A 25,943-nucleotide genomic window follows, 5' to 3' on the forward strand; every position below is an offset into this window, starting at 1 on the left:
TTAATCAAGGCTTACGCTTACGCGGCCCGGTATTGAACACCGGTACTTTACGCACAGGCTTGATCGAAGGCTCCGGCGCCGAGGCATCACCGCTCTCAACCCATTTACCCAGGTTGCGCTTGCCGCCACTGGAGGTCTTGGGCTTCTTCGGTTTTTTCGGCTTCTTGACAACCTGACCGCTGGCATCGGTATCCGGTACGCGGTGCTCAGGCTCGAAGTCCTGTTCCATCTGGCGAGTCAACGTCTGACGGGTCAACATCTCGATGGCTGACAGCTGATTCACTTCATCGGCGCACACCAGCGAAATAGCCTGCCCGGTTGCACCCGCACGACCAGTACGACCGATGCGGTGGATGTAGTCCTCCGCCACGATCGGCAGGTCGAAATTGACCACCAATGGCAAATCTTCGATATCCAGACCACGCGCTGCCACGTCGGTGGCTACAAGGATCTGCACTTCACTGGCCTTGAAACGATCCAGTGCCCGCTGACGGGTCGCCTGAGGTTTGTCGCCGTGGATGCCGTCGGCATTGATGCCCAGGCCCTGGAGTTTTTCCACCAACGCGTCTACGCCGTTACGGGTCTTGGCGAATACCAGCACCTGCTTCCACTTGCCTTTGCGCATCAAATGAACGAACAGCTCCGACTTGCGCTTCTTGTCCACCGTCACCACCCATTGCTTGACGGTGTTGGCAGCGACGTTGCGCGGGCTGACTTCGATGCTCAGCGGGTCGTTGAGCATTTGCCCGGCCAGCGTGCGGATGGCGTCGGAGAAAGTCGCGGAGAACAACAGCGTCTGACGTTTCTTCGGCAGCGCTTTGTAGATATTCCCCAGCTCTTCGGAAAAGCCCAGATCGAGCATACGATCGGCTTCGTCCAGCACCAGGGTTTGCAACTGGTTGAACTTGAGCGCGTTCTGGCGAAACAGGTCGAGCAAGCGGCCCGGAGTCGCCACCAACAGGTCGACGCCTTTGCGCAGCTTCATCATTTGCGGGTTGATGCTGACGCCACCGTACACCGCGTACGTGCTCAACGGCAGGTTCTCTGCGTACTGACGCACGCTTTCGTGAACCTGCTCGGCCAGTTCGCGGGTCGGCACCAGGATCAGTGCGCGCACGGAGTTGGCGCTGACTTTCGGACCTTCCATGGCCAGCAATTGCAGCAGCGGCAAGGCGAAACCGGCGGTCTTGCCGGTGCCGGTCTGGGCTGCTGCCATCAGGTCACGACCGGCCAGCACCGCCGGAATCGCTTGTGTCTGCACCGGCGTAGGGGTCTGGTAGCCGAGCGTCTCGAGAGCGCGCAGCAAGGGTTCGATCAGGCCAAGGGTGGCGAAAGTCATGGGAGTACCGTAGGAAAATTCAGCGCGGTTGTGCAAAACGAGTGTGCAATGGCGCGCAGTTTACCCTAATTCGCTCGGGATTCTGTCGGCACAACTACCGCAGGCCGATCGGCACCTCGACGCCACTGCGGCAACCCGATCAACACCACGGCACTGATGATCACTGTCATGGCCAGCGCTTCTTCAATACCAATGGTCTCGCCAACAAATACGATACCCAGCAACACCGCCACCGCCGGGTTGACGTAGGCATAACTGGTGGCCGCCGCCGGACGCACATGTTTCAACAGGTACATGTAGGCGTTGAAGGCGATGATCGAACCGAAGATGGTCAGGTACGCCAGCGCCGCCCAGCCTTCGATCGGCGGCATGGCCTCAAGATGCTCACCGCTCACCGCGCTGCCGATCAACAACACCACGCCGCCCACCAGCATTTCCACCGCACTGGCCATCGCACCCTGCGGTAACGGCAAGTGTTTGCTCCACACCGAACCGAAAGCCCAGGACGCTGCCGCGAACACCAGCAATGCCGCGCCCAACGGGCTCGATTGCAAATTGGAACCGAGGTTGAGCATGGCGATACCGATCAGCCCGAGCACAATCCCGGCCCATTCGAGACGGGTATTACGCGCGCCCCAGAAATATCCACACAACAAAGTGAACAGTGGCACCGTCGCCACCGCCAACGCGGCAACGCCGGAGGCGACACCGGTGTGTTCAGCCACGCTCACTGCACCGTTGCCGCACGTGAGCAGCAAAATCCCGATGATCCCCGCCGCTTTCCACTGCGCCCACGTCGGTGCCGGCGCCCCGCGCCATCGCAGGAACGCGTACATCAACGTACCGGCGATCACGAAGCGAATACCGGCGAGCAACAACGGCGGCCAGTACTGCACGCCGATGCGAATCACCAGGTAGGTCGATCCCCAAATCACGTACAGCGCGAAAAAAGCAGCGATCAGCGGTAAGGAAAAACGGCGTATGCCAGGCATGGGCAGCTCGAGAACAAGACAAAGAGAGCAGCTATTCTAGAAAGGCCAACGGCAGAAAATAAGTTACAAAACCTGTTTATCGCACCGGTACACTTTTCAAAACACGGAGTTCAGCGCTATAAACCGTGCTTTCGAAAGTCAGCCTTTTTTCAGGAATGCCATGATGGACAAATACGACCGCATGCTCCTCAGCGCCCTGTTGGAAAACGGTCGTGCGTCCTACGCCGAACTGGCGCGCAAGGTGAACCTGTCCGCTCCGGCGGTGGCCGAGCGCGTGGCCAAACTTGAGGCCTGCGGGGTGATCACCGGCTACCAGGCGAAAGTCGACATGGCCAAACTCGGTCTGCCGATCCAGTGCGTCATCGAACTGCGCCTGAATCAGCACGGCAACCAGAAAACCTACGACGAACTGATCAAAATCCCACAGCTCACCGAATGCCATCGCGTCACCGGCGACCCGTGCGTGATCATGCAAGCGGCGGTGGGCTCGATGCCGGAGCTGGAAGAGTTGATCAACCGGATCGCCACGTTCGGGTTCAGCAAGACCTCGATCGTGCTGTCCAGCGCCATCGAGAAGCGCGTGCCGTTGGGGCAGTTGGAAGGGAAGTAGATCTAATGTCACCGCAGACCCAATGTGGGAGCGGGCTTGCTCGCGAAAGCGATTTATCATTCAACATTAATGTCGACTGACACACCGTTTTCGCGAGCAAGCCCGCTCCCACACTCAATCTGCGGCGTACTCAGAACCCACGATACCGCTTCAAATGCTCATTAATCTTCGCCGCCGGCACTTTCTGCAAACTGACCAGCAGATCATGGGACAACTCCCGCAGCCCATGCTTGCGCCGCAACTCTTCGGCCAAGTGCGCCGTCAGGTTGGCCGCCATTTCGGCATCGGCCATGGCCCGGTGAGCCTTGCCGGTATTGGGCAGGCTGGCGAACGTGGTGAGGGTGCCGAGTTTGTGGTCTGGCGCGGCGGGCATCAGGCGGCGGGCGAGTAACAGCGAGCAGGCAAAGTTCTGCAATCGTGTGCGTTTGATTCGCCCGAGTTCGTAGTCCCAGAACTTCTGGTCAAACGCAGCGTTGTGCGCCAGCAGCGGTGTGATGCCGACGAATTCATTGACCTCGTTCATCACCTGCTCGGCCGAGGGCGCGGTGCGCAGCATGGCGTTGCTGATGCCGGTGAGTTGCTCAATGAAGGCCGGCACCCGCACGCCGGCGTTCATCAGGCTTTGATAACGCTCGACGATGCGCCCCTGTTCAAGAATCACCACGGCAATTTCCGTGGCCCGGCAGCTGCTGCTCGGGGAGAGTCCGGTGGTTTCAAAGTCGATGACTGCTATGCGTTCCAAACCTGTTTCAACTCCGTAAAAATCAATTCTTGAGCAGCAACGCGCCTTCGATCGGCACATAACGACTGGCGGCGCGGATCAGCGAATTGGCGGTGAGACCGGGTACGCCATAGGCCACCGCTTGCACACCGTGCTTGCTGATGATGCGCTCCAGCAGCATGTCGAAATCACCGTCGCCGGAGGCCAGCACCACTTCGTCGACATGATCGGCGGCGTCCATGATGTCGAGGGTGATGCCCACGTCCCAGTCGCCTTTGGCCGAACCGTCGCTGCGCTGGATGTAGGGCTTGAGCTTCACGATGAAACCGAGATTGCGCAGGATCTGCTGAAACTGCTGCTGCTTGCTGTCGCCACGATCGATCGCATAGGCATAGGCCTCGACGATCTGCCCTTCTTTACTGACGTCAGCCCACAGCGCGGCGTAGTTGAAGTGGCAACCATAAGCCTGACGCACGGTGTAATAGAGGTTCTGGACATCGGCGAACACTGCGATTTTTTTCACCGTACATCCTCATTAGCGTGCCAAAGCGCGGGCAGGATCAGGCACCAGGGCCCGAAAAGTTGCCCAGTATGCCAGCCCGAAGGATTGTTCCGCGAATAATCGGCCGTGTGGCGAGGGGGCTTGCTCCCTCGCCACAGATGTATCAGACGAAGGAGTCGTCGTCGCCACCGAAGAACGATGAGCTGTCATCGCTATAGTCGGCGTCGGCGAATCCGCCTTGATCGCTGGAGTTGTCAGCCACGCGCTGATCATTGCTGCTGTCGCTCTGATCGTTGACCTGAGCCGGTTCTTCCTTGATGACTTCAACCACTTCCGGCTGCTGATTGTGCTGGAACAGGCTGCTGATGCCCTGCGCGAGCATCACGCCACCGGCCACGCCCGCTGCCGTTTTCAATGCACCGCCGAGGAAACCGCTGCCGGCCGCCTGTTGTGGTGCGTAATTTGGCTGCGGTGCGGCACCGAAATTCTGCTGTGGCGGCTGGGCATTGAACGATGGCCGCCCCGGTTCACGCCAGCCGCCATTCGACGGGGCTGCGCTTTGAGTCGGTGCAGGCTGCGGATCACGGGAGCCACCACCGAAGATACTCGACAAAAAGCCACCGCTGCTCGGCGCCGGAGCCGCCGTCTGAGCCTTGGCCGATTGCAGTTCAGCCTGCAATTGCTGGACTTGTCGGGTGAGTTGCTTGTTCTGTTCGTCGAGGCTCTTGATGGCTGCCTCTTGCACCAGAATCGCCTGGGTCATGAAATAGCCCGCCGCTGGCTGGCGAGTCAGGTGTTCCTTGATCCGCGCTTCGGCCTGGGCGTCGCGCGGGGCTGAATCCGTTTCGGCCTGTTGCAGCCGGGAAAACAGTCCATCGATCAGGGTTTGTTCTTCGCTGTTCATGGCGACCTCATAGATTGCCGGGAAAATCGTCGTCCTCATCCACTGTGGATAAGGTGCTCACCAGTAATGGGGCTGATACAGGATGTTTCAATGACCTTTACCGAACGTTTACGTTTGCGCCCTAAAGGGTTTCATCGGTTAAAGTGAGGCACTGCTTTCAACCTGCGATACCGACTGATGAATCCGTTCGACGTACTGCGTGACTCTCTGTATTTCTTCAAGCGCAATCTGCGCCAGATCGTGCAGCTGTGCCTGCCGCTGGTGATTGTCGAGGCACTGCTGCAACAAGTGGTCGACCACTCCACCGAGCCGGACAGTTTCCCCGGCATCAGTGTATTGGTCGGCCTGCTGGTGTATCCGCTGTACACCGCCGCACTGATCCTGTTTCTCGATGCCCGCAGCCGTGGCGAATCGCCGCGCACCCGCGACTTGCTGGCAACCTCCGCGACCCTGTGGCCGCGCTTCGCCCTGCTGACCGCCCTCAATACGCTGCTGATCCTGATCGGCCTGTCGCTGTATTTCCTGCCGGGCATCTGGTTGATGGTGACACTGGCGTTCGGCGAGTACCTGCTGGTGCTGCGCGGCCTGGCACCGCTGGCGGCGATGAAGGAAAGCCTGCGCCTGACCCGCGGGAATTTCCTGCGCATTCTGGTGTGCATTCTGTGCGTGATGGGCCCGCTGTGGGTACTCAAGGGGGCGACGCTGGCGGTTTACCCTGATCCGCAGAACCCGGTGATATCACTGCTGATCGACAGCGCCCACAGCTTTCTGCAACTGTTCACCAGCGTGGTGGTGTTCCGTTTGTTCATGCTGATCGCCGATGCGCCCGAGAAAGCTGACGGAGCGCTCTAAGCGCTCTACCCTTGGGCTTGGGCGCTGCTCTCGGTTATGCTCGGGGTCAATTTTGTAACGCTATAAGCCGAGCCATGACCCGTCTACTGCGCTACACCCTGCTGTGCCTGCTGATTGCCATTGGCCTGATTGCATTGCTGATCTACAGCCTGACCTGGCGCCCCGAAGCCAAGGAAGTGTTGCCAGTCAGTTGCAACGCCCAAGCGCCGACGCTGGTGCCCGGCCAGGCGCTGAAGGTGATGACCTGGAACGTCCAATATCTGGCAGGCAAGCGCTACGTGTTCTGGAACGACCTGGCCGCAGGGAACGACGAGAGCCCTACACCTGAAGACATGGCCTTCAGCCTCGACGAAGTGGCGCGGGTGATTCGCGACGAGCAACCGGACATCGTGCTGTTGCAGGAACTCGATGACGGCGCCAAGGCCAGTGACTACCAGAACCAGTTCAAATTGCTTCAGGATCGAGTCACCGACCTGTATCCGTGCAGCGCGCAGGCCTTCGACTGGAAAGCCGACTTCGTGCCTGAACCGCACATCTACGGCAGCGTTGGCCGGCAATTGGCAACCCTGAGCCGCTACCAGATCGAACACGCCGAACGCCTGCAATTACCGGTCGCACCGACCAATTTCATCAGCCGTCTGTTCAAGCCGAAAAACGCCTTGCTGGTCACTCACCTGCCATTGAGCAATGGCGGCCAAATGGCCGTGTTCAACACCCATCTGGACCGTGCCACCACCGCGCTCGACGAAACCTTGCAAAGCCAGGTGACAGCCGTGGCCAAGGTCCTCGACAAGTATGAAAGCCGCGGCACGCCGTGGCTGATCGGTGGCGACTTCAACCTGTTGCCGCTGGGCCAGTATCGACGCCTGCCCGCTGAACAACGCACGCCCTATTCCGCCGACAGCGCGCTGCATGTGCTGTGGGACAAATACCCGATGATCCCCACCAACAACGAAGCCAGCGGTATCGACCGGGCGCAATGGCTGACCCATTACCCGAATGACCCAGGCTTGAACGGCCCGGACCGGACCGTCGATTACCTGTTTTACAGCCCGCACATCAAACGGGTTGAGGCGAGGGTGAGACAGGACGATACGTTACGGATTTCCGATCACTTGCCGGTGATTGCGCGGTTTCTGTTGCCGGCAGCGCCTTAGGTCAAAAGCTTCGCGAGCAAGCCCGCTCCCACACTGAATCTCGGTGGTACACAAATGCTGTGCTCACTGAAGATTTAATGTGGGAGCGGGCTTGCTCGCGAATGCCGCACCACCGATGCGACTGACTATTTACGAGGCTTGATCCGCGCGGTCGCCTCGGCCACCAGCGGATCATCCGGCCAGTAATGCTTCGGATAGCGCCCCTTCAAATCCTTCTTCACCTCGGCATACGTACTGCGCCAGAAGTTCGCCAGGTCCTGAGTCACCTGCACCGGTCGCCGCGCCGGAGACAGCAGATGCAGTTTCACCACTTGCCGCCCACCGGCAATGCGCGGCGTCTCGGCCAAGCCGAACAGTTCTTGCAAGCGCACCGCGAGAATCGGCGGCTGTTCGCTGTAATCCAAACGGATCGATGAACCCGAAGGCACGCTCAGGTGATGCGGCGCCAGTTCGTCGAGCCGTTGCGGCAGCGGCCACGGCAACAAGTTGTGAACAATGCTCGACAAGTCCAGGTTAGCGAAGTGACTGAGGCGCGAGACTTTCCCCAGATAGGGCATCAACCAGTGTTCGAGACTTTTGAGCAGAGCGGTGTCGCTGACATCCGGCCACTCACTCTCACCCTTGCTGCCAAGGTCCAACTGCCGCAATAACGCAACTCGTGCCTGCCACTGACGCAGTTCCGGAGTCCACGGCAATAGTTCCAGACCTTTGCGCCGCACCAGGTTCACCAGCGCCTGACAGCGGGCGCTTTCGTCGAGCCCGGTTAGCGGCTCACGGCTAAGAATCAATTCGCCAACCTTGCGCTGACGCTCGGCCCGCAGCACGCCTTCGCGCTCATCCCAATCCAGTTGATCGACGCAACGCACCTGCTCGGCCAGCACTGAATCGAACAACGCTGGATCGAAATCCGTCGCCAGATAAATCCGCTCCTCACGCTGGCCTTGGCGACTGCCCAGATCGGCGATCACCAGCCACGGTTGCTTCATCAAGCTGTCCGCTTCAGCAAACAGCGCCGCACGACCGTTGGCCAATCGATATTCAGCGCCACCGGCCCGCCGCTGCTGGGCTACGCGGTCGGGATAGGCCAACGCCAACAGCGCACCGAGCCAGCGCGGATGATCCGGATCGCCGACCGGTTCCGACGCTTTACCCCGCAGGTAACCGCGATACTGCCGCGCCAGTTGCCGGGCACGTTGCACGCCACCCTGAGCGCCGCGTGCGGCCCGTTCTTCGCCGGACAACAGCACCAATCGGCTGTGCAGATCCGCGCCAGCGCCACGCAAGATATCCCGCTCGCCGAGCAGTGCCGCGACATCACAGGCCATGTCGGCCAAGCCTAGCGCCTGACCGCGTAACAGCAAATGCGCGATGCGAGGATGAGCCGGCAGTTCAGCCATCGCCTGACCATGACGGGTCAGCGCCTCGCCCTCCAGCGCGCCCAAACGTTCAAGCAGATCTTGAGCCTGTGCATAAGCCGCTGCCGGAGGGACATCGAGCCACACCAATTGACTCGGCGTCACGCCCCAACGCCCCAGTTGCAAGGCCAGCCCGGCGAGGTCCGCCGAGAGAATTTCCGCACTGGCGTAAGCCGCCAGTTGCTCGTGCTGATCCTGCGACCACAACCGATAACACACGCCGGGCTCCAGGCGCCCTGCCCGGCCCGCGCGCTGCGTGGCACTCGCTTTGGAAATGCGCTGAGTATCCAGGCGAGTCATGCCGCTGCCGGGGTCGAAACGCGGCACTCGCGCCAGCCCGGCATCGATCACCACGCGCACACCGTTGATGGTCAGGCTGGTCTCGGCGATGTTGGTGGCCAGCACCACTTTGCGTTTACCCGCAGGCGCCGGATCGATCGCCGCACGCTGCGCCGTCAGATCCAGTTCGCCGTGTAACGGGCAGAGCAACACAGGCGTGCCCTCGCCCAGCGCATCGACCAATTGTTGATGCACCCGACGGATCTCGGCCTGCCCCGGCAGGAACACCAGCAGGCTACCGGTCTCATCGTTCAGCGCGTCGAGGATGGTCTGCACCACCCTCGGCTCGATAAATTCACCGGGCTGAAACGGCCGACCCCAACGCATTGCCACCGGGTACATGCGACCTTCGCTGCGCAGGATCGGCGCATCGTCCAGCAACCCGGCCAGGCGCTCGCCTTCCAGGGTTGCCGACATCAGAAGGATTTTCAGTGGCTGATCGTCACGAAACAGCTCCCGGCCATTGAGGCTCAGGGCCAACGCCAGGTCGGCATCGAGACTGCGTTCGTGGAACTCATCGAAAATCAGCAAGCCCACGCCTTCCAGCGCCGGGTCATCCTGCAAGCGCCGGGTGAGGATGCCTTCGGTGACCACTTCGATGCGGGTGTTGGGGCCGACTTTGCTGTCGAGACGAATCCGGTAGCCAACGGTTTCACCAACCTTCTCGCCCAGTTCACTGGCCAACCGCTCCGCCGCCGCCCGCGCGGCTAATCGGCGCGGTTCGAGCATCAGAATGGTCTGCCCGGCCAGCCACGACTCATCGAGCAAGGCCAAGGGCACGCGGGTGGTTTTACCGGCGCCGGGCGGTGCTTCGAGCACGGCTTCGTGGCGTGTAGCGAGGGCTTCACGCAGGGCGGGTAAAACTTCATCAATCGGCAAAGAAATCATGCTGGCTCCCAAACAGAGCGGCGAGTATAACGGCGAACTGCTTGGTGTTTATCACGGTCCTAATTCATACAGGCACCCCTTCGTTTTGTAATAACCCAGGAGATTTCATATGCGTGCTCCCTTTCGCTTGATCGGCGGTGTATTGGTCGCGACCTTGCTGACCCAGGTAACGGCCTGCGGCTCGATTTTCTACCCGGATCGTCGCGGTCAGATCGACGGCAAGATCGACCCGGCCATCGCCGCGCTGGATGCCGTGGGTCTGCTGTTTTACATCATCCCAGGCCTGATCGCCTTTGCGGTGGACTTCGCCACGGGCGCCATTTACTTCGAGCCAGGCCGGACTGCTCAGGTGGCTCCGGAAAAACTCAAGGAAGCCATCGGTGTCGATGGCAAGGTCGATAACCACAAGTTGCAGACTATTCTCGAAACTGAGTTGGGCCGCAGCTTCCCGCTGGACGATCCACGCCTGATCCAGCACAAGGGCAGCGCCCAGCAACTGGCCATGTTCGGCCTGCAACCGGCCGCATAATTCATGCGTTCGAAAGGACACTTAAAGGAACAGCCACACCTATGACCACCAGTACCGAACACGCCCGCCTGCTGCGGCTGGCGACGCGCGCCTCGGTGGCGGTGGCGTGCACGCTGATCGTCGCCAAAGCCATCGCCTGGTGGCTGAGCGGCTCGGTGAGCATGCTCGCCGGGCTGACCGACTCGGCACTCGATGGCGTCAGCTCGCTGCTCAATCTGCTGGCCGTGCATTACGCCTTGCGCCCGGCCGACGACGATCATCGTTACGGGCATGGCAAGGCCGAATCATTGGCGGGTATGGCTCAGGCGCTGTTCATTGGCGGCAGTGCGGTGCTGATCGCCTTGCAGGCGATTGAACGATTGAAACATCCGGAGCCGATAGGCGCAGCGTGGCTCAGCATCGGAGTGATTGTGTTCTCCCTCGCCCTGACCGTGGCCCTGCTGATGTTGCAGCATCGGGTGATCAAGGCAACCGGTTCCAACGCCGTGAGTGCCGACTCCTTGCATTACCGCTCGGACCTGCTGCTCAACGGCAGCATTCTGGTGGCGCTGGTGCTGGCCGGGTTTGGCTGGCATCAAGTCGACCCCTGGTTCGGATTGGGGATCGCGGCCTACATCCTCTGGAGCGCCATTCATATCGCCCGGGAAAGTTTTGCAGTGCTGATGGATGAAGAGCTGCCGCCGGATGTCAGCCAGCACATGCTTGAACTGGCCTGCAGCGTACCGGGGGTTTTGGGCGCACATGACCTGCGCACACGAATCTCCGGCAACCAGTGGTTCGTACAGTTACATCTGGAATTGCCGGGGGAGCTGACTCTGTCAGTTGCCCACGGCATCAGCGATCAAGCCGCCGAGGCGATTCACTCCGCCTACCCGCGAGCCGAAGTGCTGGTGCACGCCGACCCACAGGAAGTGGTGAACGCCGCCAGGGCTCAGTAACTCACCTGATAACCGCGACTACTCAGACAGTTGCCCTGGGCCTGTCGGTAGGCTTGCACCACCGACGGATCCGGTTGATAGGTGACGGCGCGCGGATCGAAACCGCTCTGCTCCATGGCCCAGCGATAGCACTCGTAACCGTCCCGACTGACCTCCTCTGGCGACTGGCCGTTGGCCGGATACGCCACCACGTCATAACCAGTGTTCACCGGTTGCGGCTGCACGGGTGGTTCGACCACGACGTAATCCCGAGTGCTCTCCTGATAGGCGTAATACGCACCGGCCGCCAGGAACAACAACGCACCGCCGATCCACACTTCACGCGCGTAATCGGGCAAGTAGCTGACCCGAATCCCGCGAGGCGGCTGAACCACCACGTAACGTGGGCCGTGCGGGCGATACCAGTAACCACCGGAATAGAAATAATCCTGGCCACGATACGGCACGCGGTAGTTGCGCTCCGGGAAGCGGTCGATCACGTACCCCGGACGATACTGCGGGCCGGGGCCCCAGCCATTGCCGCGCCCATCCGGGCGACCGGGCCAGCGACGATCATCATGACGTGAGCCCTGACCGCCAGTCTGCCAATTCCGGTTGTCATTGTTGCGCCGTGGTTCGTCCTGATAGTAGCCACGCCGGGGTTCCTGGGTCTGGCGCACGGTGTCGGGCCGGCCCTGAATCGGCAGATTGTTACTGGGTTGTTGCGGCGGTCGGCCCTGAGTATTGGGATCGTGCGAGGGACGGTTCTGCCGCTCGCCGCCCTGATTCTGGTCGTGGAGTTCGAACTTGCGGCTGTTGTCGCCACGAATGATTTCGTTGTTCTGCGGCCGGGGCTGGTTGTTACCGTCATGGCCCTGGCCCTTTCCTTGATGATCCGGTCCGCGCTGGCCGCCATCGGGCCCACGGATTTGCGGCTCGTCGGCAAGCGATTGCGCAGTGACACTCACACACAGCAAACCAACACCGGCCAAACGCCAGATGCGCGACTTCATGCTTTTCCTCACTGCGGGTTAGGGCCTGTACGTAAGACTGGGAAAGCACAGGCCGGTTCTGCAACAGGTTATCAGTCACGCAACTTATTTATTGAGGGTCGCCCATGAATTCCGGGCAATAAAAAAGGGAGACCCGTCGGCCTCCCTTTGAGAACTTCGTCCGTGCTCGACGCTTATGACGTCGGCTCACCTCACGCCGTCTTCTGGACAGTGTGTAGCTCGGGGGCCAACACATCCCCGGTGGGGGTGGCGACCGCAGCTGGCCTGATTGGGCGAGCCGCATTGGACTGTTTGTCCGAGCAGTGATTCTGGTGATAAGAATAGGCCCGGAGCGACGACAGAGGATTGCGAAGATTGCTCAAATAAACATCACTTGCGCAATTTTTAACTCAGGATAGATAATCCGCCGCAATAGTTATGACAAAGGCCAGATTGATGAGCAAACTCGACCGATACGACTTGAGCATTTTGGCGGAATTACAGCGCGACGCGCGCATCTCCAATCAGGAGTTGGCCGAACGCATAGGCCTGTCGCCTTCGCCTTGCTCGCGGCGGGTCAAGCAACTGGAAGACGACGGTTACATCACCCGCCAGGTCGCCTTGCTGGACCGCAAGATGCTCGGCCTGAGCCTGACCGCCTACGTGCTGATCGGCATGGACCGCCATACACCCGAGCGTTTCGAGAACTTCGAAGCCGCCATTCGCACCTTGCCGCAAGTGCTGGAATGCAGCCTGGTGACGGGAATGGATGCGGATTATCAGCTCAAGGTAGTGGTGCCGGACATGGACCACTATCAGAAACTGCTGCTGGGGCATCTGACCCGGATTGAAGGGGTGACGAGTGTGCGGTCAAGTTTTGTGTTGAATCAGGTGCTCAACAGCACCGAGTTGCCGCTGACTCATTTGCGCAGCTGAAACCCGCTTCTGTAGGAGCTGTCGAGTGAAACGAGGCTGCGATCTTTTGATTTTGCTTTTTAAAAACAAGATCAAAAGATCGCAGCCTCGTTTCACTCGACAGCTCCTACAAGAGTGCTCTGGGCGACGAATAGCTGCGACACACCGACGCAGGTCAATGCCCCGCCAATCCGCCATGGCGTATACTCCAGCGCCTTTTAGCCCCACCCGCGCTGGAGATGTTCGATGGATCCTGCAGTACTCGAAGAGTGGATGATGACTGGCCTGGTCAGCATCCTGATCATTTTCATGGGTTTCATCGTCTGGGATCTGGCGAAAAAATCCAAGGCCGGGCGCTTCGGCTCGTTTATTCTGTTCTTCGTACTGGGGCTGGGCGTGGCCGCGTTCGTGATCAAAAGCGTGGTGATCGGCCTGATCGAATCCGGCACTCTATAAGCGCGCCGGCACTTCCTTCCACTGGCCCTGATCGAGCCCTTCGATCGACCAGTCGCCGATTCTGACCCGCACCAGACGCAACGTCGGCAAGCCGACCGCCGCGGTCATGCGTCGTACCTGACGGTTGCGCCCTTCGCGAATCACCAGCTCCAGCCAACTGGTCGGCACGCTTTTACGAAAGCGCACTGGCGGGTTGCGCGGCCACAGTTCGGGCTCATCCAGCTGTCGCGCTTCGGCCGGCAATGTCATGCCGTCGTTCAGTTCGACGCCATCGCGCAATCGCTGCAACTGCACAGCGGTTGGCTCACCTTCCACTTGCACCCAGTAAGTCTTGGCCAGTTTGTGTTTCGGGTCGGCAATTCGCGCCTGAAGCTGACCGTCATTGGTCAGCAACAGCAAGCCTTCGCTGTCACGGTCCAGCCGCCCTGCCGGATAAATTCCCGGAATCTCGATAAAATCCTTGAGCGTCGCCCGCCCTTCGCCGTCGCTGAATTGCGTCAGCACATCGAAAGGTTTGTTGAACAGAATCAGCTTCGGCTCGGCCGGCGGCGCTTTGGCGACACGGCGCGGGGCTGAAGAGGATGGCGCAGGCTTCACGCCAGGGCGACGGGAAACGGGACGTGGAGGACGAGACATGGCGAGAAGAACATCTAACGGTCAGGGCTGCTAATGCTAGTGCCCCAACCGCTAAATGACCATGAGAACAATCAGCGGAACGGCGGCTCGTCGAAGCTGCGCAGTTTGCGCGAGTGCAGCGAGTTGAGCTCGGTGCGCAACAGATCCACCGCTTCGATGCCGATCTTCAAGTGCTGGCTGACCGCGCGTTCATAGAAGGCGTTGGCCGAACCCGGCAGTTTGATTTCGCTGTGCAACGGTTTGTCCGATACGCAGAGCAATGTGCCGTATGGCACCCGCAAGCGGTAACCCTGCGCGGCGATGGTGCCGCTTTCCATGTCCACCGCCACGGCGCGAGACAGGTTGATCAGCGGACGTTCCTGCGCCCAGCGCAGTTCCCAGTTACGGTCGTCGTAGGTCAATACGGTTCCGGTACGCAGGCGTTTCTTCAGCTCGTCGCCCTTCTCACCGGTGATGTTGGCCGCCGCTTGCTGCAACGCCATCTGCACTTCGGCCAGGGCCGGAATCGGAATGTTCGGCGGCACGACCCGGTCGAGAATCCCGTCGCGGCGCATGTAAGCGTGGGCCAGCACGTAGTCGCCAATGGTCTGCGACTGACGCAAGCCGCCACAGTGACCAATCATCAGCCAGCAATGCGGACGCAGCACGGCCAGGTGGTCGGTGATGTTCTTGGCGTTGGACGGGCCGACGCCGATGTTCACCAGGGTCACGCCATGGCCGTCGCTGGCGATCAGGTGATAGGCCGGCATCTGGTAACGATGCCAGACCACGCCCGCGGCAATCGCCGACGCTTCGCCGTGGTCCATGCTCTTTTCGATGATCACGTTGCCCGGCAACACCATGCGCACAAAACGCGGATCGTTGCGCAGTTGCTCAAGGCCATGAACGATGAACTGGTCGACGTAGCGGTGGTAGTTGGTCAGCAGAATCCACGGCTGCACATGGCGCCAGTCGCTGCCGGTGTAATGCACCAGTCGGCGCAGGGAGAAATCCACTCGCGCGGCGTCGAACAGGGCCAGGGGCAACGGGTCGGTGTTTTCCCAATCGTACAAACCATCGGCAATGCCATCGGTGGCGGCCGACAAATCCGTACTCGGGAACACGCGCGCCAGCACCGCCGCCGTGACGCCGGAGCCGGCCAGCTCATCGCCCTGCTCGACCACATACGGATACGGAATGTTCTGCTGACTGACGCCGACTTCCACGGTCACGGTGAAGTCGTGCATCAACGGGACAAGTTGTTCCAGCAGGTATTTGCGGAAAGCGCGGGGATGAGTGACGGTGACGCTGTAGGTTCCCGGCAGTTGAACCTTGGCATAGGCGCGAGTGGTCTGTGGGACTTCGCCCTGGCAAAGGTAGGTCAGACGCAACTCGGGATAACGAAACAGAGCACGCTGCTCTGCGTCCGGCTCGACGCGATCCTTGAGATAACGCTTGAGCGCCTGATTCAGCGCTGTGGTTGCACGCTCGTGCAAGGCAGCAAGCCGATCCACGGCTTGCTCGGCGGTTTGAACGACAATAAACGCTTCGGTCACGATCAGCTTCCTGTGTTCTGACTTGCAGACCTTCATCTTGCCTGCATCGTCGCTTCACGGGAACAGTGGCGTGTTGGCTGCACATCAATTCTGAGATACAGATAAACCCTGTGGGAGCGGGCAAGCCCGCTCCCACAGGTTTCAGTGCTGTTGATCAAATTGTGGTCAGAACCCTTGCGGGGTCGACCGGGCCACAATCGCTTCCACATCCAGCCCGCGCGGCAACGTTCCATACACCCGACCGGCCGACCCGAGGCGACTGGCGATGAAGGCATCACTGACCGCCGCATTCCCCGCCTCCAGCAACAGCTTGGCCTGAAGCCCCAAGGCGATGTCTTCGGTGAGCTGGCGGGCGCGGTATTGAATTTCGGCGGTGTCCTTGAACGCCGCCTGCAATTGGCTGATATGCGCGGCCAGACGTTTGTCGCCATGACCGTCGCCCAATTCGCTGAACAGCACATCAAGCACGCCCGGCTCTTTCGACAATGCGCGCAACACGTCGAGGCATTGCACGTTGCCGGAACCTTCCCACGTCGAGTTAACCGGGGCCTCACGATACAAACGCGGCAAGATGCTTTCTTCGACATAACCGGCGCCGCCCATGCATTCGGCAGCCTCATTGATCATCGCGGGCGCGCGTTTGCAGATCCAGTACTTGCCCACCGCCGTCACCAGTCGGGCGAATTTTGCTTCGTGCTCGTCATCCAGATGATCCAGCGACCGGCCCATGCGCAAACTCAAGGCCAACGCCGCTTCGCTTTCCAGGGCCAGGTCGGCCAGTACGTTTTGCATCAAGGGTTGCTCGCTCAGCAACTTGCCACCGACCTTGCGGTGGGCGCAGTGATGGCTGGCCTGGGTCAACGCCTGGCGCATCAGCGCGCTGGAGCCGACCATGCAATCGAAGCGGGTCATGGCAACCATTTCGATGATGGTTGGAACACCTCGCCCCTCTTCGCCGACCATCCAGGCCAGGGCGCCACGGAATTCCACCTCGCTGGAGGCATTGGACCAGTTGCCGAGTTTGTTCTTCAGCCGCTGGATGTAGAACTGATTGCGTGTGTCGTCTGGTCGATGACGCGGCAGCAGGAAACAGGTCAAGCCTTTGTCGGTCTGGGCCAGGGTCAGGAAGGCGTCGCACATCGGCGCCGAGCAGAACCACTTGTGGCCCACCAGTTCATACGCCTGACCGGGCCCACTGGCGCCGACCGGATAAGCCTTGGTGGTGTTGGCTCGCACGTCGGTGCCGCCCTGTTTCTCGGTCATGGCCATGCCGATGGTGACCCCGGCCTTGTGGGCCATGCCGACGTTGCGCGGGTCGTATTCGGTGGCGAGGATTTTCGGCAGCCATTGTTCGGCCAGATCCGGTTGCAGGCGCATCGCCGGGACACTGGCGAAGGTCATGGTCAGCGGGCAACCGCTGCCGGCTTCAGCCTGACTGTGCAAATAGGTCATGGACGCGCGGGCAACGTGGGCGCCCGGTTGGGGATCGGTCCAGGGCAAGCCTGTCAGGCCATGCTCCACCGCCGTGCGCATCAACTCGTGGTAAGCCGGGTGAAATTCCACCAAATCGATGCGATAGCCGTAGCGGTCATGGCTGACGAACACCGGTTTGTTCTGATTGGCCGCAAACCCCGCCTCCATCAGCGGCCCGCCGGCCAATGCGCCGTAAGCGTCGATCCGCGACTCGGCCCAACCGGCATCGAAACGCCGCGACCACTCCTGCAACGGCAGGTCGATGCGATAGAGGTTGGTGCCGTCCAGCGATGGAGGCTGGTTGGTGACTTCGTGGGTTTCGGCGAACTGATGCAGGTTCATGACGGGGCTCCTTTGGTCAGCCAAGGGACTTTCAGTTAAGCACCGCCCCGAGGTTGAACAAAGTGGCATATCTGCCTAACTGTCGGCGCTTTCGCCTTGCCCCGGACAGAGCACCCGCCGATAAAGCGCCGCCTGCAGATCCGCGAATTTCACCGGTTTGCTCAGGTAGTCGACCAAGGTGTCGCTCGGGCAATAGGCCCGGTCCGCACTCAGGGCAATCATGAACACGGGTAATTCGGCGCAACCCGGCAAGGCGCGGATCCGGCTGCAGATCGAGGCGCCATCCAGTGGCGGCAGCTGACAATCGAGCAGCACCGCATCAACGGTTTCACGCTGCAAGTGATCAAGCGCAGCGATGCCACTGTCGGCGGTGCGCACGCGGAACCCAAGCTTGAGCAACATGCCACGCATCACCAATTGATTGATGCTGTTGTCGTCGACCAGCAACACCGTGCAGTCCTGGGGCAAACGCAGGTGGGAGGTTTGCCGGATAATCGAAGGCGCAGATTCCATCGGCAGCTCGAATTCGACGTCCAGCTGGAAGCGACTGCCGCGTCCCGGTTCCGAGCGGTGGCTCAGGCGCCCGCCGAGCAATTCGACCAGTTGCCGACAAATGGCCAGGCCAACGCCCAAACCACCGTATTCACGGGTCATCGAGCCGTCGAGCTGGAAGAAGCGTTGATACAGCGTTGCCTCGTCCAAATCGGTAAAACCAATGCCGGTGTCGATCACCGCAAAGGACAGCGCCAGCCGATCGGGCGCCACAGGTTTGCCCGTCACCCGCAGCGCCAATCCGCCGATCCGGGTGAATTTGATCGCGTTATCCAGCAGGCATTCCAGGCATTGCGTCAGCTTGCCGCTGTCGCCGTGCAAGCGATCCGGCAGCCCCGGTGCAACCTCGACCTTGAAGTCCAGCGACTTGCTCGATGCATTGCCATCGAACTGCAGGCGCAAGGCCTCGACCACACCGCGCAAACTGAATGTGTCCGGGTAGACCTTGAGCTTGCCGGCCTGTAATTCGGTCAGTGTGAGGATGCCATTGACCATGCGCATCATGTCCCGCGCCGAACCGGCAGCCGTTTGCTGATATTGCTCCAGCTCAGGGTTCATCTCGACGGTCTGCATCAACTCCAGCGAACCGATAACACCGTTCATGGGCGTGCGCAGTTCGTGGGTCAGGGTGGCGAGGAATTCGTCCTTGAGCTTGTTACTGTGAGCCAGTTGCTGGTTCAGCACTTCGAGCTTCTGGCCGGCATCGAACAGCGTTTGAGCCTGTTGCTCACGCATGGCATTGATGCGATCGGCCAGGGCCAGGGACAGCAGCGCCACTTCGATCGCCGAGCCGATCTGACTGGCGTACATGGTCAGGAATACGTTGGGCAAATAACCCAGCACCATCAGGGTATTGACGATGCCCCCAAGCAGGAACGCCGACCAGGCAATGATGAAATACCGCGCGACCCGCAGGCCACGCCACCAGGCGAAAATCCCGGCGGCGAAAATCACCACGGTAAAGACCAATGCCAGCAATGTCGCCAGACGCAGGGCCAGGGCGTAACTGGTCATCAATGACAACCCGACCACCAGCGCGCTGAACGCAATCAACACCAGCAGCAAACGGTCGAGCCAGCGACTGTGGGTGGCCGTCTGCAAGAAGCTGCGGGCGAACTGGCTGCCGAACAATCCTGAACAGCCGATGAAGAACGGCGTCGCAGCGTTGGCCCACCACGGATTGTTTGGCCAGAAATACTCCACGGCCGCGCCATTCACCGACAGCTGATACAAGCCGAACGAGGCGATATAGACGATGTAATAGAGGTAGCTGGTGTCGCGCACGCTGAGATAGATGAACAGGTTGTAGACCAGCATCCCCAGCAACACACCGTAAATCAGCCCCAGCACATAGAGCCGGGTCGGCTGCTGTTCGAGGTAAGCGGTGCTCGACCACAAAGTGACGGGCGCCTGAACCGACCCTTCGCTTTGCAGACGCAGGTACACGGTTTGCGCCTGCCCAGGCGCGAAGTTCAGATCGAACAGATAGTTGTTCTGGCGGATCTCGCGAGTGGTAAACGGCAATGCATCGCCAGTCTGTCGGACCAATTGATAGTCACCGCCAGCATCGGGCAAGTAGAGATCGAGGTGATCGAGGGGCGGATAGGCCAACTCCAGCAACCAGGTCTGTTGTGCCGACGGGTTGGTCGGGCGGTACTGCAAGTCGATTTTCAGCCAGAACACCGAACGCGAATAACCGGCGTTGAGGGTGGCTTTATCGTGAGGGTTGAACTGCCCGGCCGCCGCTTGCGCACGGACATCGGCGATGGTCGCCTGACCGCCCGCGTCTTCATAAACCTGCATCGTTCGGCCCAGGGGAAGGCTCTGGGTGAACTCGTCGAATTCGACGGCGCTCGCCAGGAGGGGCAAGCACAACAGCAACATCAGCAAATAGCGCATTTAAGCCCCAGCGTGGCCTGTCCGGTTCTGTCAGGAAGCCCCCCATTCCTTTTGAGTAGACGTAAAACCGGTATTACCTGTTATTGGTTTGGATCCACTCTAGCATAGCCGTTGATGGCCATTGAACACCATTGAAATTTTTCCTGCAAAGGCTCTAGAACAAGCGTTCCAGCTCTATGCATTGAGTTAGAGCTGTTGGCTTGGTCAGGTTGTGACAATGCCTCAGCGCGTAGCGATTACTTGTGGCGAGGGGGCTTGCCCCTGTTGGGGTGCGAAGCGCCCCCTTTGCCTTCTGCCAGGAACACCGCATCGGCCGGTTTACGACCGCTTCGCAGCCGAACGAGGGCAAGCCCCCCACCACAATGTATCGGCCGCGATGGCGGCCACAACACCCGAAAAAACATGTTTGGTGGTAAGCTCGCGCACCATGAATATCTACAGCTCTCGCCCCGTTGTCCTCTGTCTCTCCGGCCACGACCCAAGTGGTGGCGCCGGCTTGCAGGCAGATATCGAAGCCCTGCTCGCTCAGGGCTGTCATGCGGCTCCGGCCGTCACCGCCCTGACCGTGCAAGACACCGTCAACGTCACTGACTTCCGCGTTCTCGATCGCGAGTGGGTGCTGGCCCAAGCCAACGCCGTGCTCAACGACTCCGAAGTCGCCGCCGTCAAACTGGGCATGCTCGGTTCCCTGGAAATGGTCGACACCGTGGTCGAACTGCTTTCAGCGCACCCGCATTTGCCGGTGGTCTGCGACCCGGTGCTGCGCGCCGGTGGCGGTGGACGACTGGGCAAGGACGAGGTCGGCTACGCCATGCGCGAACGCCTGTTGCCGCTGTCGATCATTGCCACCCCCAACCTTCCCGAAGCCCGCATCCTCGCAGAACTGCCCGAAGGCACCGCGGACGAGTGCGCTGAAAAACTCCTGCCGTTCGTCAAACACCTGCTGATCACCGGCGGTCATGGCGACGAACACGAGATACACAATCGCCTGTACAGCCGCGACGGTCGCCGCGAAACCTTTACCTGCCAGCGCTTGCCCGGCAGCTATCACGGTTCCGGTTGCACGCTGGCCAGCGCCCTCGCCGGTCGCCTGGCCCAGGGTGAACACCTTGCCAGTGCCGTACAGAGCGCGCTTGACTACACTTGGCGCACCTTGCGTGATGCGGAGCAGCTGGGCAAAGGCCAGTTCGTGCCGCGCCGCTTGCCACTGGACTTCTGTTCGTAACTTTTTATTAGTATTGCGGTGAGGCTTGTCCGATGAAACTACGTGGCCTGTACGCCATTACCGACAGCCAGTTACTGGCCGGGAAATTTCTTTCGTACGTGGAGGCGGCGCTTGAAGGCGGCGTCACCCTGCTGCAATACCGCGACAAGAGCAGCGACGAGGCCCGTCGCCTGCGTGAGGCCGAAGCCCTGCGCGATCTGTGCGAACGCTACAAGACCCATCTGATCATCAACGACGACGCCGAACTGGCCGCACGCTTGAATGTCGGCGTGCACCTGGGCCAGACCGATGGCCCGCTGATGCCGGTTCGCGCACTGCTCGGTCGTCAGGCGATCATCGGTTCGACCTGCCACGCGCAACTCGAACTCGCCGAACAAGCCGCCAAAGAAGGCGCCAGCTACGTCGCCTTCGGCCGCTTCTTCAACTCCAACACCAAGCCCGGCGCACCGGCCTGCAGCCTCGATCTGCTCGATCAGGCTCGCGGCAAACTGCACCTGCCAATCTGCGCGATCGGCGGCATTACTCTGGACAACGCTACGCCACTGGTGGCCCACGGGGTCGACTTGCTGGCGGTGGTGCATGGTCTGTTTGGCGCCGAGAACACGGCTGAAGTAACGCGCCGCGCCCGCGCCTTTAATGAATTATTCAAATCCTGATTTTCTGAGAGCCCGATCATGTCTCGTTCCGAAACCCTGTTTGCCAATGCCCAGAAACACATTCCCGGAGGCGTGAACTCGCCTGTTCGTGCGTTCAAGAGTGTTGGCGGCACGCCGCTGTTCTTCAAACACGCCGAAGGCGCCTACGTCACCGACGAAGACGACAAGCGTTATGTGGATTACGTGGGTTCCTGGGGGCCGATGATTCTCGGCCACAGCCATCCGGACGTGCTGGACGCGGTGCGCAAACAGTTGGAACACGGCCTGTCCTACGGCGCCCCGACCGCGATGGAAACCGAAATGGCCGATCTGGTCTGCTCGATCGTGCCGTCGATGGAAATGGTGCGCATGGTCAGCTCCGGCACCGAAGCGACGATGAGCGCCATCCGCCTGGCCCGTGGCTTCACCGGCCGTGACAGCATCATCAAATTCGAAGGTTGCTACCACGGTCACTCCGACAGCCTGCTGGTCAAGGCCGGTTCCGGCGCCCTGACCCAAGGCGTGCCGAGTTCTGCCGGTGTACCGGCGGCGTTCGCCAAACACACCCTGACCCTGCCGTTCAACGACATCGACGCGGTAGAAACCATGCTCGCCGAAGTCGGCCAGGACGTGGCCTGCATCATCGTCGAGCCAGTGGCCGGCAACATGAACTGCGTACCGCCGGCACCGGGCTTCCTCGAAGGCCTGCGGACCCTGTGCGACAAGCACGGCGTGGTGCTGATTTTCGACGAAGTGATGACCGGTTTCCGTGTCGCCCTCGGTGGCGCCCAAGCCCATTACGGCGTCACGCCGGACCTGAGCACCTTCGGCAAGATCATCGGTGGCGGCATGCCGGTTGGCTGCTTCGGTGGCAAACGCAAGATCATGGAGCAAATCGCGCCACTGGGGCCGGTCTACCAGGCTGGCACGTTGTCGGGTAACCCGCTGGCGATGGCGGCGGGCCTGACCACTCTGCGCCTGATCAGTCGTCCTGGTTTCCACGCCGAGCTGAGCGACTACACCAGCCGTCTGCTCGATGGCCTGCAACAGCGCGCCGACGCCGCCGGCATTCCGTTCGTGACCACTCAGGCGGGTGGCATGTTCGGCCTGTACTTCAGCGGCGCCGACGACATCGTGACCTTTGAAGATGTGATGGCCAGCGATGCCGGCCTGTTCGGGCGTTTCTTCCACCTGATGCTCGAAGGCGGTGTGTACCTGGCGCCAAGCGCCTTTGAAGCCGGTTTCACCTCGATCGCCCACGGCGAAACCGAGTTGAAACTGACACTGGACGCCGCCGAGCGTGCATTCGCCGCACTGAAATAAAGCTGCGACGCTGACGTTGGCTATTGCCAGCGTCAGCTTTCACCTACATTCGCGTCCTTTTTCCTACTCATCTGCCAATAATCCCCCGCAAAGTGGGCGATATATTCCCCGTGCAGCAGAAAAACGAGTAAAGACTTTGTAAGGTTGGCCCTGCTTATTTCATAATGCGCGCTTATTGGATCCCTCGATGGGTCCACGCGCCCCTCAGAGGTAAGTCGATTCCCATGAACCGCACCGGCCGCACCCTTGCATTGGGCTGCCTGTTGCTCCTTCAGCCCCTGCTCGCGCTCGCACAAGCAGGCGGCAACTCGTTGTTGATCCCGGCGATGGGTCGCTGCACCCTCAATACTCAGCCGCAAGACCTGACGCAAGCGCTCGCCGCCTGTCAGAAAGCGTCGGATGAAGGGGATGCGCAAGCGCAATACGAGTTGGGTGAGTTCTACTACGACGGCAAAAACGCGCCCCGCGACCTCAATCAAGCCCTGAGTTACTTCGAAAAGGCCTCGCTGCAAGGCCACGCCCAGGCGCAATTCAAACTCGGCACCATGTTCTTCCACGGTGAAGGCGTACCGGCCAATAATGTTCAGGCGTATATCGTGCTGAAAATGGCCGCCGTCAACGGTGCCGAAGAGGCGCTGGACACCGCCGACGAAGTCGCCGAAAAAATGCCCCGCGAAGATCTGGAAGTCGCTACCCAGGTGCTGGGGCAAATTTTCCGTAAATACCTGATGGAATTGCAGAGCGCCGATGGGCGCACGCCGTTTTCGCCACTGCCTTAAATTCTGCGTTGGTCTTTCTGGCCTCTTCGCGGGCAAGCCTCGCTCCTACAAGGGCAGCGCTGGCCTGTAGGAGCGAGGCTTGCCCGCGAAGTGAGCCACCCGGTCTCGAAGACTACTTCTCAGGCATCGGCATCGGAAACGGCATGACATTGCCGACCGCACCGCGGGCTTCGCTGATTTTCGGGGTGCCGAGGCGTTCGACCTCGTCGATGCGCACGATCGAATGCATCGGCACAAAACTGCGCACAACGCCTTCGAACTGAGCCTTGAGCTTCTCTTCGCTCGGATCGACGACCACTTGCGTGCGCTCGCCAAAGACGAACTCTTCCACTTCCAGGAAGCCCCACAGATCACTTTGATAGATCTGCTTGGCATACATTTCGTACACCTGGCCCTGATTGAGGAAAATCACCTTGTAGATTGGAGCTTCACGTTTGGTCATGGTGGGCGGGTAACACATCGGGGATAAAAATGAGGGCGCGAACTATAGCATAGCCGTCGGACGCGCAACGGTAGGAACCTTGGTGCATGTTCCCTATAATGCGCGGTTCTTTGAATCACGTGATGACTCTGTCCATGGCCAAGAAGCTTTACATCGAAACCCACGGTTGCCAGATGAACGAGTACGACAGCTCGCGCATGGTCGATCTGCTGGGTGAACATCAGGCCCTGGAAGTCACCGCTCGTGCTGAAGATGCCGACGTGATCCTGCTCAACACGTGCTCGATCCGCGAACGCGCCCAGGACCGGGTGTATTCCCAGCTGGGCCGCTGGCGCGAATTGAAGCTGGCCAACCCTGACATGGTCATCGCTGTCGGCGGTTGCGTGGCCAGCCAGGAAGGCGCGGCCATCCGTGATCGCGCTCCGTACGTGGACGTGGTATTCGGCCCGCAGACCCTGCATCGCCTGCCGGAAATGATCGACGCCGCGCGCCTGACCAAGCTGCCGCAAGTCGACGTCTCGTTCCCGGAAATCGAAAAATTCGACCACTTGCCCGAGCCACGCATCGACGGGCCGAGCGCTTACGTGTCGGTCATGGAAGGCTGCAGCAAGTACTGCACCTTCTGCGTAGTGCCATATACGCGCGGTGAAGAAGTCAGCCGACCATTCGACGACGTGATTGCCGAGATCATTCACCTGGCCGAAAACGGCGTGCGCGAAGTGACCTTGCTGGGGCAGAACGTCAACGGTTATCGCGGCACCACTCACGACGGTCGCCTGGCCGATCTGGCAGAACTGATCCGCGTAGTGGCCGCCGTCGATGGCATCGACCGGATTCGCTACACCACCTCGCACCCGCTGGAATTCTCCGACAGCCTGATCCAGGCCCACGCCGACGTACCGGAACTGGTGAAACACCTGCATTTGCCGGTGCAATCCGGTTCCGACCGGATCCTCGCGGCGATGAAGCGCAACCACACCGCGCTGGAGTACAAATCCAAACTGCGCAAGTTGCGGGCCGCCGTGCCGGGGATCTGCATCAGCTCTGACTTTATCGTGGGCTTCCCGGGCGAGACCGAGAAAGACTTCGAACAGACCATGAGGCTGATCGAAGACGTCGGTTTCGACTTCTCCTACTCGTTCGTTTATAGCCAGCGCCCGGGTACTCCGGCCGCCGATCTGGCTGACGAAACGCCGGAAGCGCTGAAAAAAGAACGCCTGAACGCCCTGCAACATCGCCTGAACCAGCAAGGTTTCGAGATCAGCCGACAAATGGTGGGCTCCATTCAGCGGATTCTGGTAACCGATTATTCGAAAAAAGACCCCGGTGAACTGCAAGGCCGGACCGAGAATAATCGTATCGTCAACTTCCGCTGCGACAATCCGACCCTGATCGGCCAGTTCGCCGATGTGCACATCGATGCCGCGCAACCGCACTCGCTGCGGGGCTCGCTGATCCAATAACACCTCGTCATCTGTGGGAGCCGGGCTTTTGTGGCGAGGGGGCTGCCCCCGTTGGATCGCGAAGCGATCCCGAATATTTCGCGACTGCTTCGCAGCCGAACGGGGGCAAGC

General features: G+C 60.4%; 24 protein-coding genes. 12 read left to right on the plus strand and 12 right to left on the minus strand.

What is annotated here, in order from left to right:
- Window positions 1-4: 4 nt before the first annotated feature.
- Together AB7M29_RS30685 and yedA are read right to left on the minus strand one after the other, a co-directional pair.
- A complete protein-coding gene (locus AB7M29_RS30685) occupies window positions 5-1,339 on the minus strand; it encodes a DEAD/DEAH box helicase (RefSeq protein ID WP_038981420.1) in 1,335 nt (444 codons plus the stop codon).
- A gap of 65 nt (window positions 1,340-1,404) precedes the next feature.
- Complete coding sequence (gene yedA / locus AB7M29_RS30690) at window positions 1,405-2,331, minus strand: drug/metabolite exporter YedA (RefSeq protein ID WP_201062086.1); 927 nt, start codon at window positions 2,329-2,331, stop codon at window positions 1,405-1,407.
- Window positions 2,332-2,494: 163 nt separating this feature from the next.
- Between yedA and AB7M29_RS30695 the strand changes: the two genes are divergently transcribed.
- Window positions 2,495-2,941: an Lrp/AsnC family transcriptional regulator gene (locus AB7M29_RS30695; protein ID WP_217858139.1), complete on the plus strand. Its 447-nt coding sequence runs from the start codon at window positions 2,495-2,497 to the stop codon at window positions 2,939-2,941.
- Window positions 2,942-3,071: 130 nt separating this feature from the next.
- On the opposite strand, the gene AB7M29_RS30700 is transcribed toward AB7M29_RS30695, so the two are convergent.
- From AB7M29_RS30700 to AB7M29_RS30710, 3 genes are all read right to left on the minus strand, one after another.
- Window positions 3,072-3,683 carry a 3'-5' exonuclease gene (locus AB7M29_RS30700; RefSeq protein ID WP_007895390.1) on the minus strand — a complete coding sequence of 204 codons (612 nt, stop codon included), beginning with the start codon at window positions 3,681-3,683 and terminating at the stop codon, window positions 3,072-3,074.
- A gap of 22 nt (window positions 3,684-3,705) precedes the next feature.
- Entirely contained in the window at window positions 3,706-4,185 is a 480-nt protein-coding gene (locus tag AB7M29_RS30705) for a LabA-like NYN domain-containing protein (RefSeq protein ID WP_030129509.1), read from the minus strand.
- Between the two features lie 142 nt (window positions 4,186-4,327).
- Window positions 4,328-5,068: a DUF2076 domain-containing protein gene (locus AB7M29_RS30710; protein WP_454248644.1), complete on the minus strand. Its 741-nt coding sequence runs from the start codon at window positions 5,066-5,068 to the stop codon at window positions 4,328-4,330.
- A 177-nt stretch (window positions 5,069-5,245) separates the two neighbouring features.
- Here AB7M29_RS30710 and AB7M29_RS30715 point away from each other — a divergent pair, with 177 nt between their 5' ends.
- Window positions 5,246-5,920: a YciC family protein gene (locus AB7M29_RS30715; RefSeq protein ID WP_201062083.1), complete on the plus strand. Its 675-nt coding sequence runs from the start codon at window positions 5,246-5,248 to the stop codon at window positions 5,918-5,920.
- 74 nt (window positions 5,921-5,994) lie between these two features.
- Window positions 5,995-7,077 carry an endonuclease/exonuclease/phosphatase family protein gene (locus tag AB7M29_RS30720; RefSeq protein ID WP_454248645.1) on the plus strand — a complete coding sequence of 361 codons (1,083 nt, stop codon included), beginning with the start codon at window positions 5,995-5,997 and terminating at the stop codon, window positions 7,075-7,077.
- Between the two features lie 125 nt (window positions 7,078-7,202).
- Here AB7M29_RS30720 and hrpB read toward each other — a convergent pair whose 3' ends face one another.
- Window positions 7,203-9,719, minus strand: a complete 2,517-nt coding sequence (gene hrpB / locus AB7M29_RS30725) for an ATP-dependent helicase HrpB (RefSeq protein ID WP_454248646.1) — start codon at window positions 9,717-9,719, stop codon at window positions 7,203-7,205.
- A gap of 109 nt (window positions 9,720-9,828) precedes the next feature.
- Between hrpB and AB7M29_RS30730 the strand changes: the two genes are divergently transcribed.
- On the plus strand, window positions 9,829-10,248 hold the full coding sequence (locus tag AB7M29_RS30730; RefSeq protein WP_217858144.1) for a polyribonucleotide nucleotidyltransferase: 420 nt from the start codon (window positions 9,829-9,831) through the stop codon (window positions 10,246-10,248).
- A 41-nt stretch (window positions 10,249-10,289) separates the two neighbouring features.
- The gene (locus AB7M29_RS30735) at window positions 10,290-11,186 is read left to right on the plus strand and encodes a cation diffusion facilitator family transporter (RefSeq protein ID WP_217858145.1); all 897 of its coding nucleotides are present in this window, start codon (window positions 10,290-10,292) and stop codon (window positions 11,184-11,186) included.
- Here the strand turns inward: AB7M29_RS30735 and AB7M29_RS30740 are convergent.
- On the minus strand, window positions 11,180-12,178 hold the full coding sequence (locus tag AB7M29_RS30740) for a DUF6515 family protein (protein WP_454248647.1): 999 nt from the start codon (window positions 12,176-12,178) through the stop codon (window positions 11,180-11,182). The genes AB7M29_RS30735 and AB7M29_RS30740 overlap by 7 nt on opposite strands.
- Window positions 12,179-12,613: 435 nt before the next feature.
- Here AB7M29_RS30740 and AB7M29_RS30745 point away from each other — a divergent pair, with 435 nt between their 5' ends.
- Together AB7M29_RS30745 and AB7M29_RS30750 are read left to right on the plus strand one after the other, a co-directional pair.
- Entirely contained in the window at window positions 12,614-13,093 is a 480-nt protein-coding gene (locus tag AB7M29_RS30745) for an Lrp/AsnC family transcriptional regulator (RefSeq protein ID WP_007894448.1), read from the plus strand.
- Between the two features lie 225 nt (window positions 13,094-13,318).
- Window positions 13,319-13,528: a DUF2788 domain-containing protein gene (locus AB7M29_RS30750; protein ID WP_007894445.1), complete on the plus strand. Its 210-nt coding sequence runs from the start codon at window positions 13,319-13,321 to the stop codon at window positions 13,526-13,528.
- Here the strand turns inward: AB7M29_RS30750 and AB7M29_RS30755 are convergent.
- The 4 genes from AB7M29_RS30755 to AB7M29_RS30770 all read right to left on the minus strand — a co-directional run bounded on the left by AB7M29_RS30755 (window position 13,523) and on the right by AB7M29_RS30770 (window position 19,965).
- On the minus strand, window positions 13,523-14,164 hold the full coding sequence (locus AB7M29_RS30755; protein ID WP_225923286.1) for a pseudouridine synthase: 642 nt from the start codon (window positions 14,162-14,164) through the stop codon (window positions 13,523-13,525). The two genes, AB7M29_RS30750 and AB7M29_RS30755, sit on opposite strands and share 6 nt — an antisense overlap.
- A gap of 71 nt (window positions 14,165-14,235) precedes the next feature.
- Window positions 14,236-15,735 carry an AMP nucleosidase gene (amn, locus tag AB7M29_RS30760; RefSeq protein ID WP_217858147.1) on the minus strand — a complete coding sequence of 500 codons (1,500 nt, stop codon included), beginning with the start codon at window positions 15,733-15,735 and terminating at the stop codon, window positions 14,236-14,238.
- Window positions 15,736-15,864: 129 nt separating this feature from the next.
- Window positions 15,865-17,514, minus strand: coding sequence for an acyl-CoA dehydrogenase family protein (locus AB7M29_RS30765; RefSeq protein ID WP_217858148.1), 1,650 nt, complete (start codon window positions 17,512-17,514; stop codon window positions 15,865-15,867).
- Window positions 17,515-17,589: 75 nt separating this feature from the next.
- A complete protein-coding gene (locus AB7M29_RS30770; protein ID WP_217858149.1) occupies window positions 17,590-19,965 on the minus strand; it encodes a hybrid sensor histidine kinase/response regulator in 2,376 nt (791 codons plus the stop codon).
- Window positions 19,966-20,392: 427 nt separating this feature from the next.
- Between AB7M29_RS30770 and AB7M29_RS30775 the strand changes: the two genes are divergently transcribed.
- The 4 genes from AB7M29_RS30775 (at window position 20,393) to AB7M29_RS30790 (ending at window position 23,927) form a co-directional block, all read left to right on the plus strand.
- Window positions 20,393-21,190 (plus strand): hydroxymethylpyrimidine/phosphomethylpyrimidine kinase, encoded by a 798-nt coding sequence (locus AB7M29_RS30775; RefSeq protein ID WP_019581334.1) that lies wholly within the window; start codon window positions 20,393-20,395, stop codon window positions 21,188-21,190.
- Between the two features lie 32 nt (window positions 21,191-21,222).
- Window positions 21,223-21,846, plus strand: coding sequence for a thiamine phosphate synthase (gene thiE / locus AB7M29_RS30780; protein WP_217858150.1), 624 nt, complete (start codon window positions 21,223-21,225; stop codon window positions 21,844-21,846).
- Between the two features lie 18 nt (window positions 21,847-21,864).
- Window positions 21,865-23,148: a glutamate-1-semialdehyde 2,1-aminomutase gene (gene hemL / locus AB7M29_RS30785; RefSeq protein WP_052967419.1), complete on the plus strand. Its 1,284-nt coding sequence runs from the start codon at window positions 21,865-21,867 to the stop codon at window positions 23,146-23,148.
- A gap of 224 nt (window positions 23,149-23,372) precedes the next feature.
- Window positions 23,373-23,927, plus strand: a complete 555-nt coding sequence (locus tag AB7M29_RS30790) for a tetratricopeptide repeat protein (protein ID WP_008070087.1) — start codon at window positions 23,373-23,375, stop codon at window positions 23,925-23,927.
- A 112-nt stretch (window positions 23,928-24,039) separates the two neighbouring features.
- Here the strand turns inward: AB7M29_RS30790 and AB7M29_RS30795 are convergent, their stop codons facing one another.
- Entirely contained in the window at window positions 24,040-24,369 is a 330-nt protein-coding gene (locus AB7M29_RS30795; RefSeq protein WP_007894425.1) for a DUF1820 family protein, read from the minus strand.
- Window positions 24,370-24,503: 134 nt separating this feature from the next.
- On the opposite strand from AB7M29_RS30795, the gene miaB reads away from it, so the two are divergent.
- Window positions 24,504-25,832 (plus strand): tRNA (N6-isopentenyl adenosine(37)-C2)-methylthiotransferase MiaB, encoded by a 1,329-nt coding sequence (gene miaB, locus AB7M29_RS30800; RefSeq protein WP_454248648.1) that lies wholly within the window; start codon window positions 24,504-24,506, stop codon window positions 25,830-25,832.
- Window positions 25,833-25,943 lie beyond the last annotated feature (111 nt).

The sequence above is a fragment of the Pseudomonas sp. F-14 TE3623 genome (assembly GCF_053629015.1).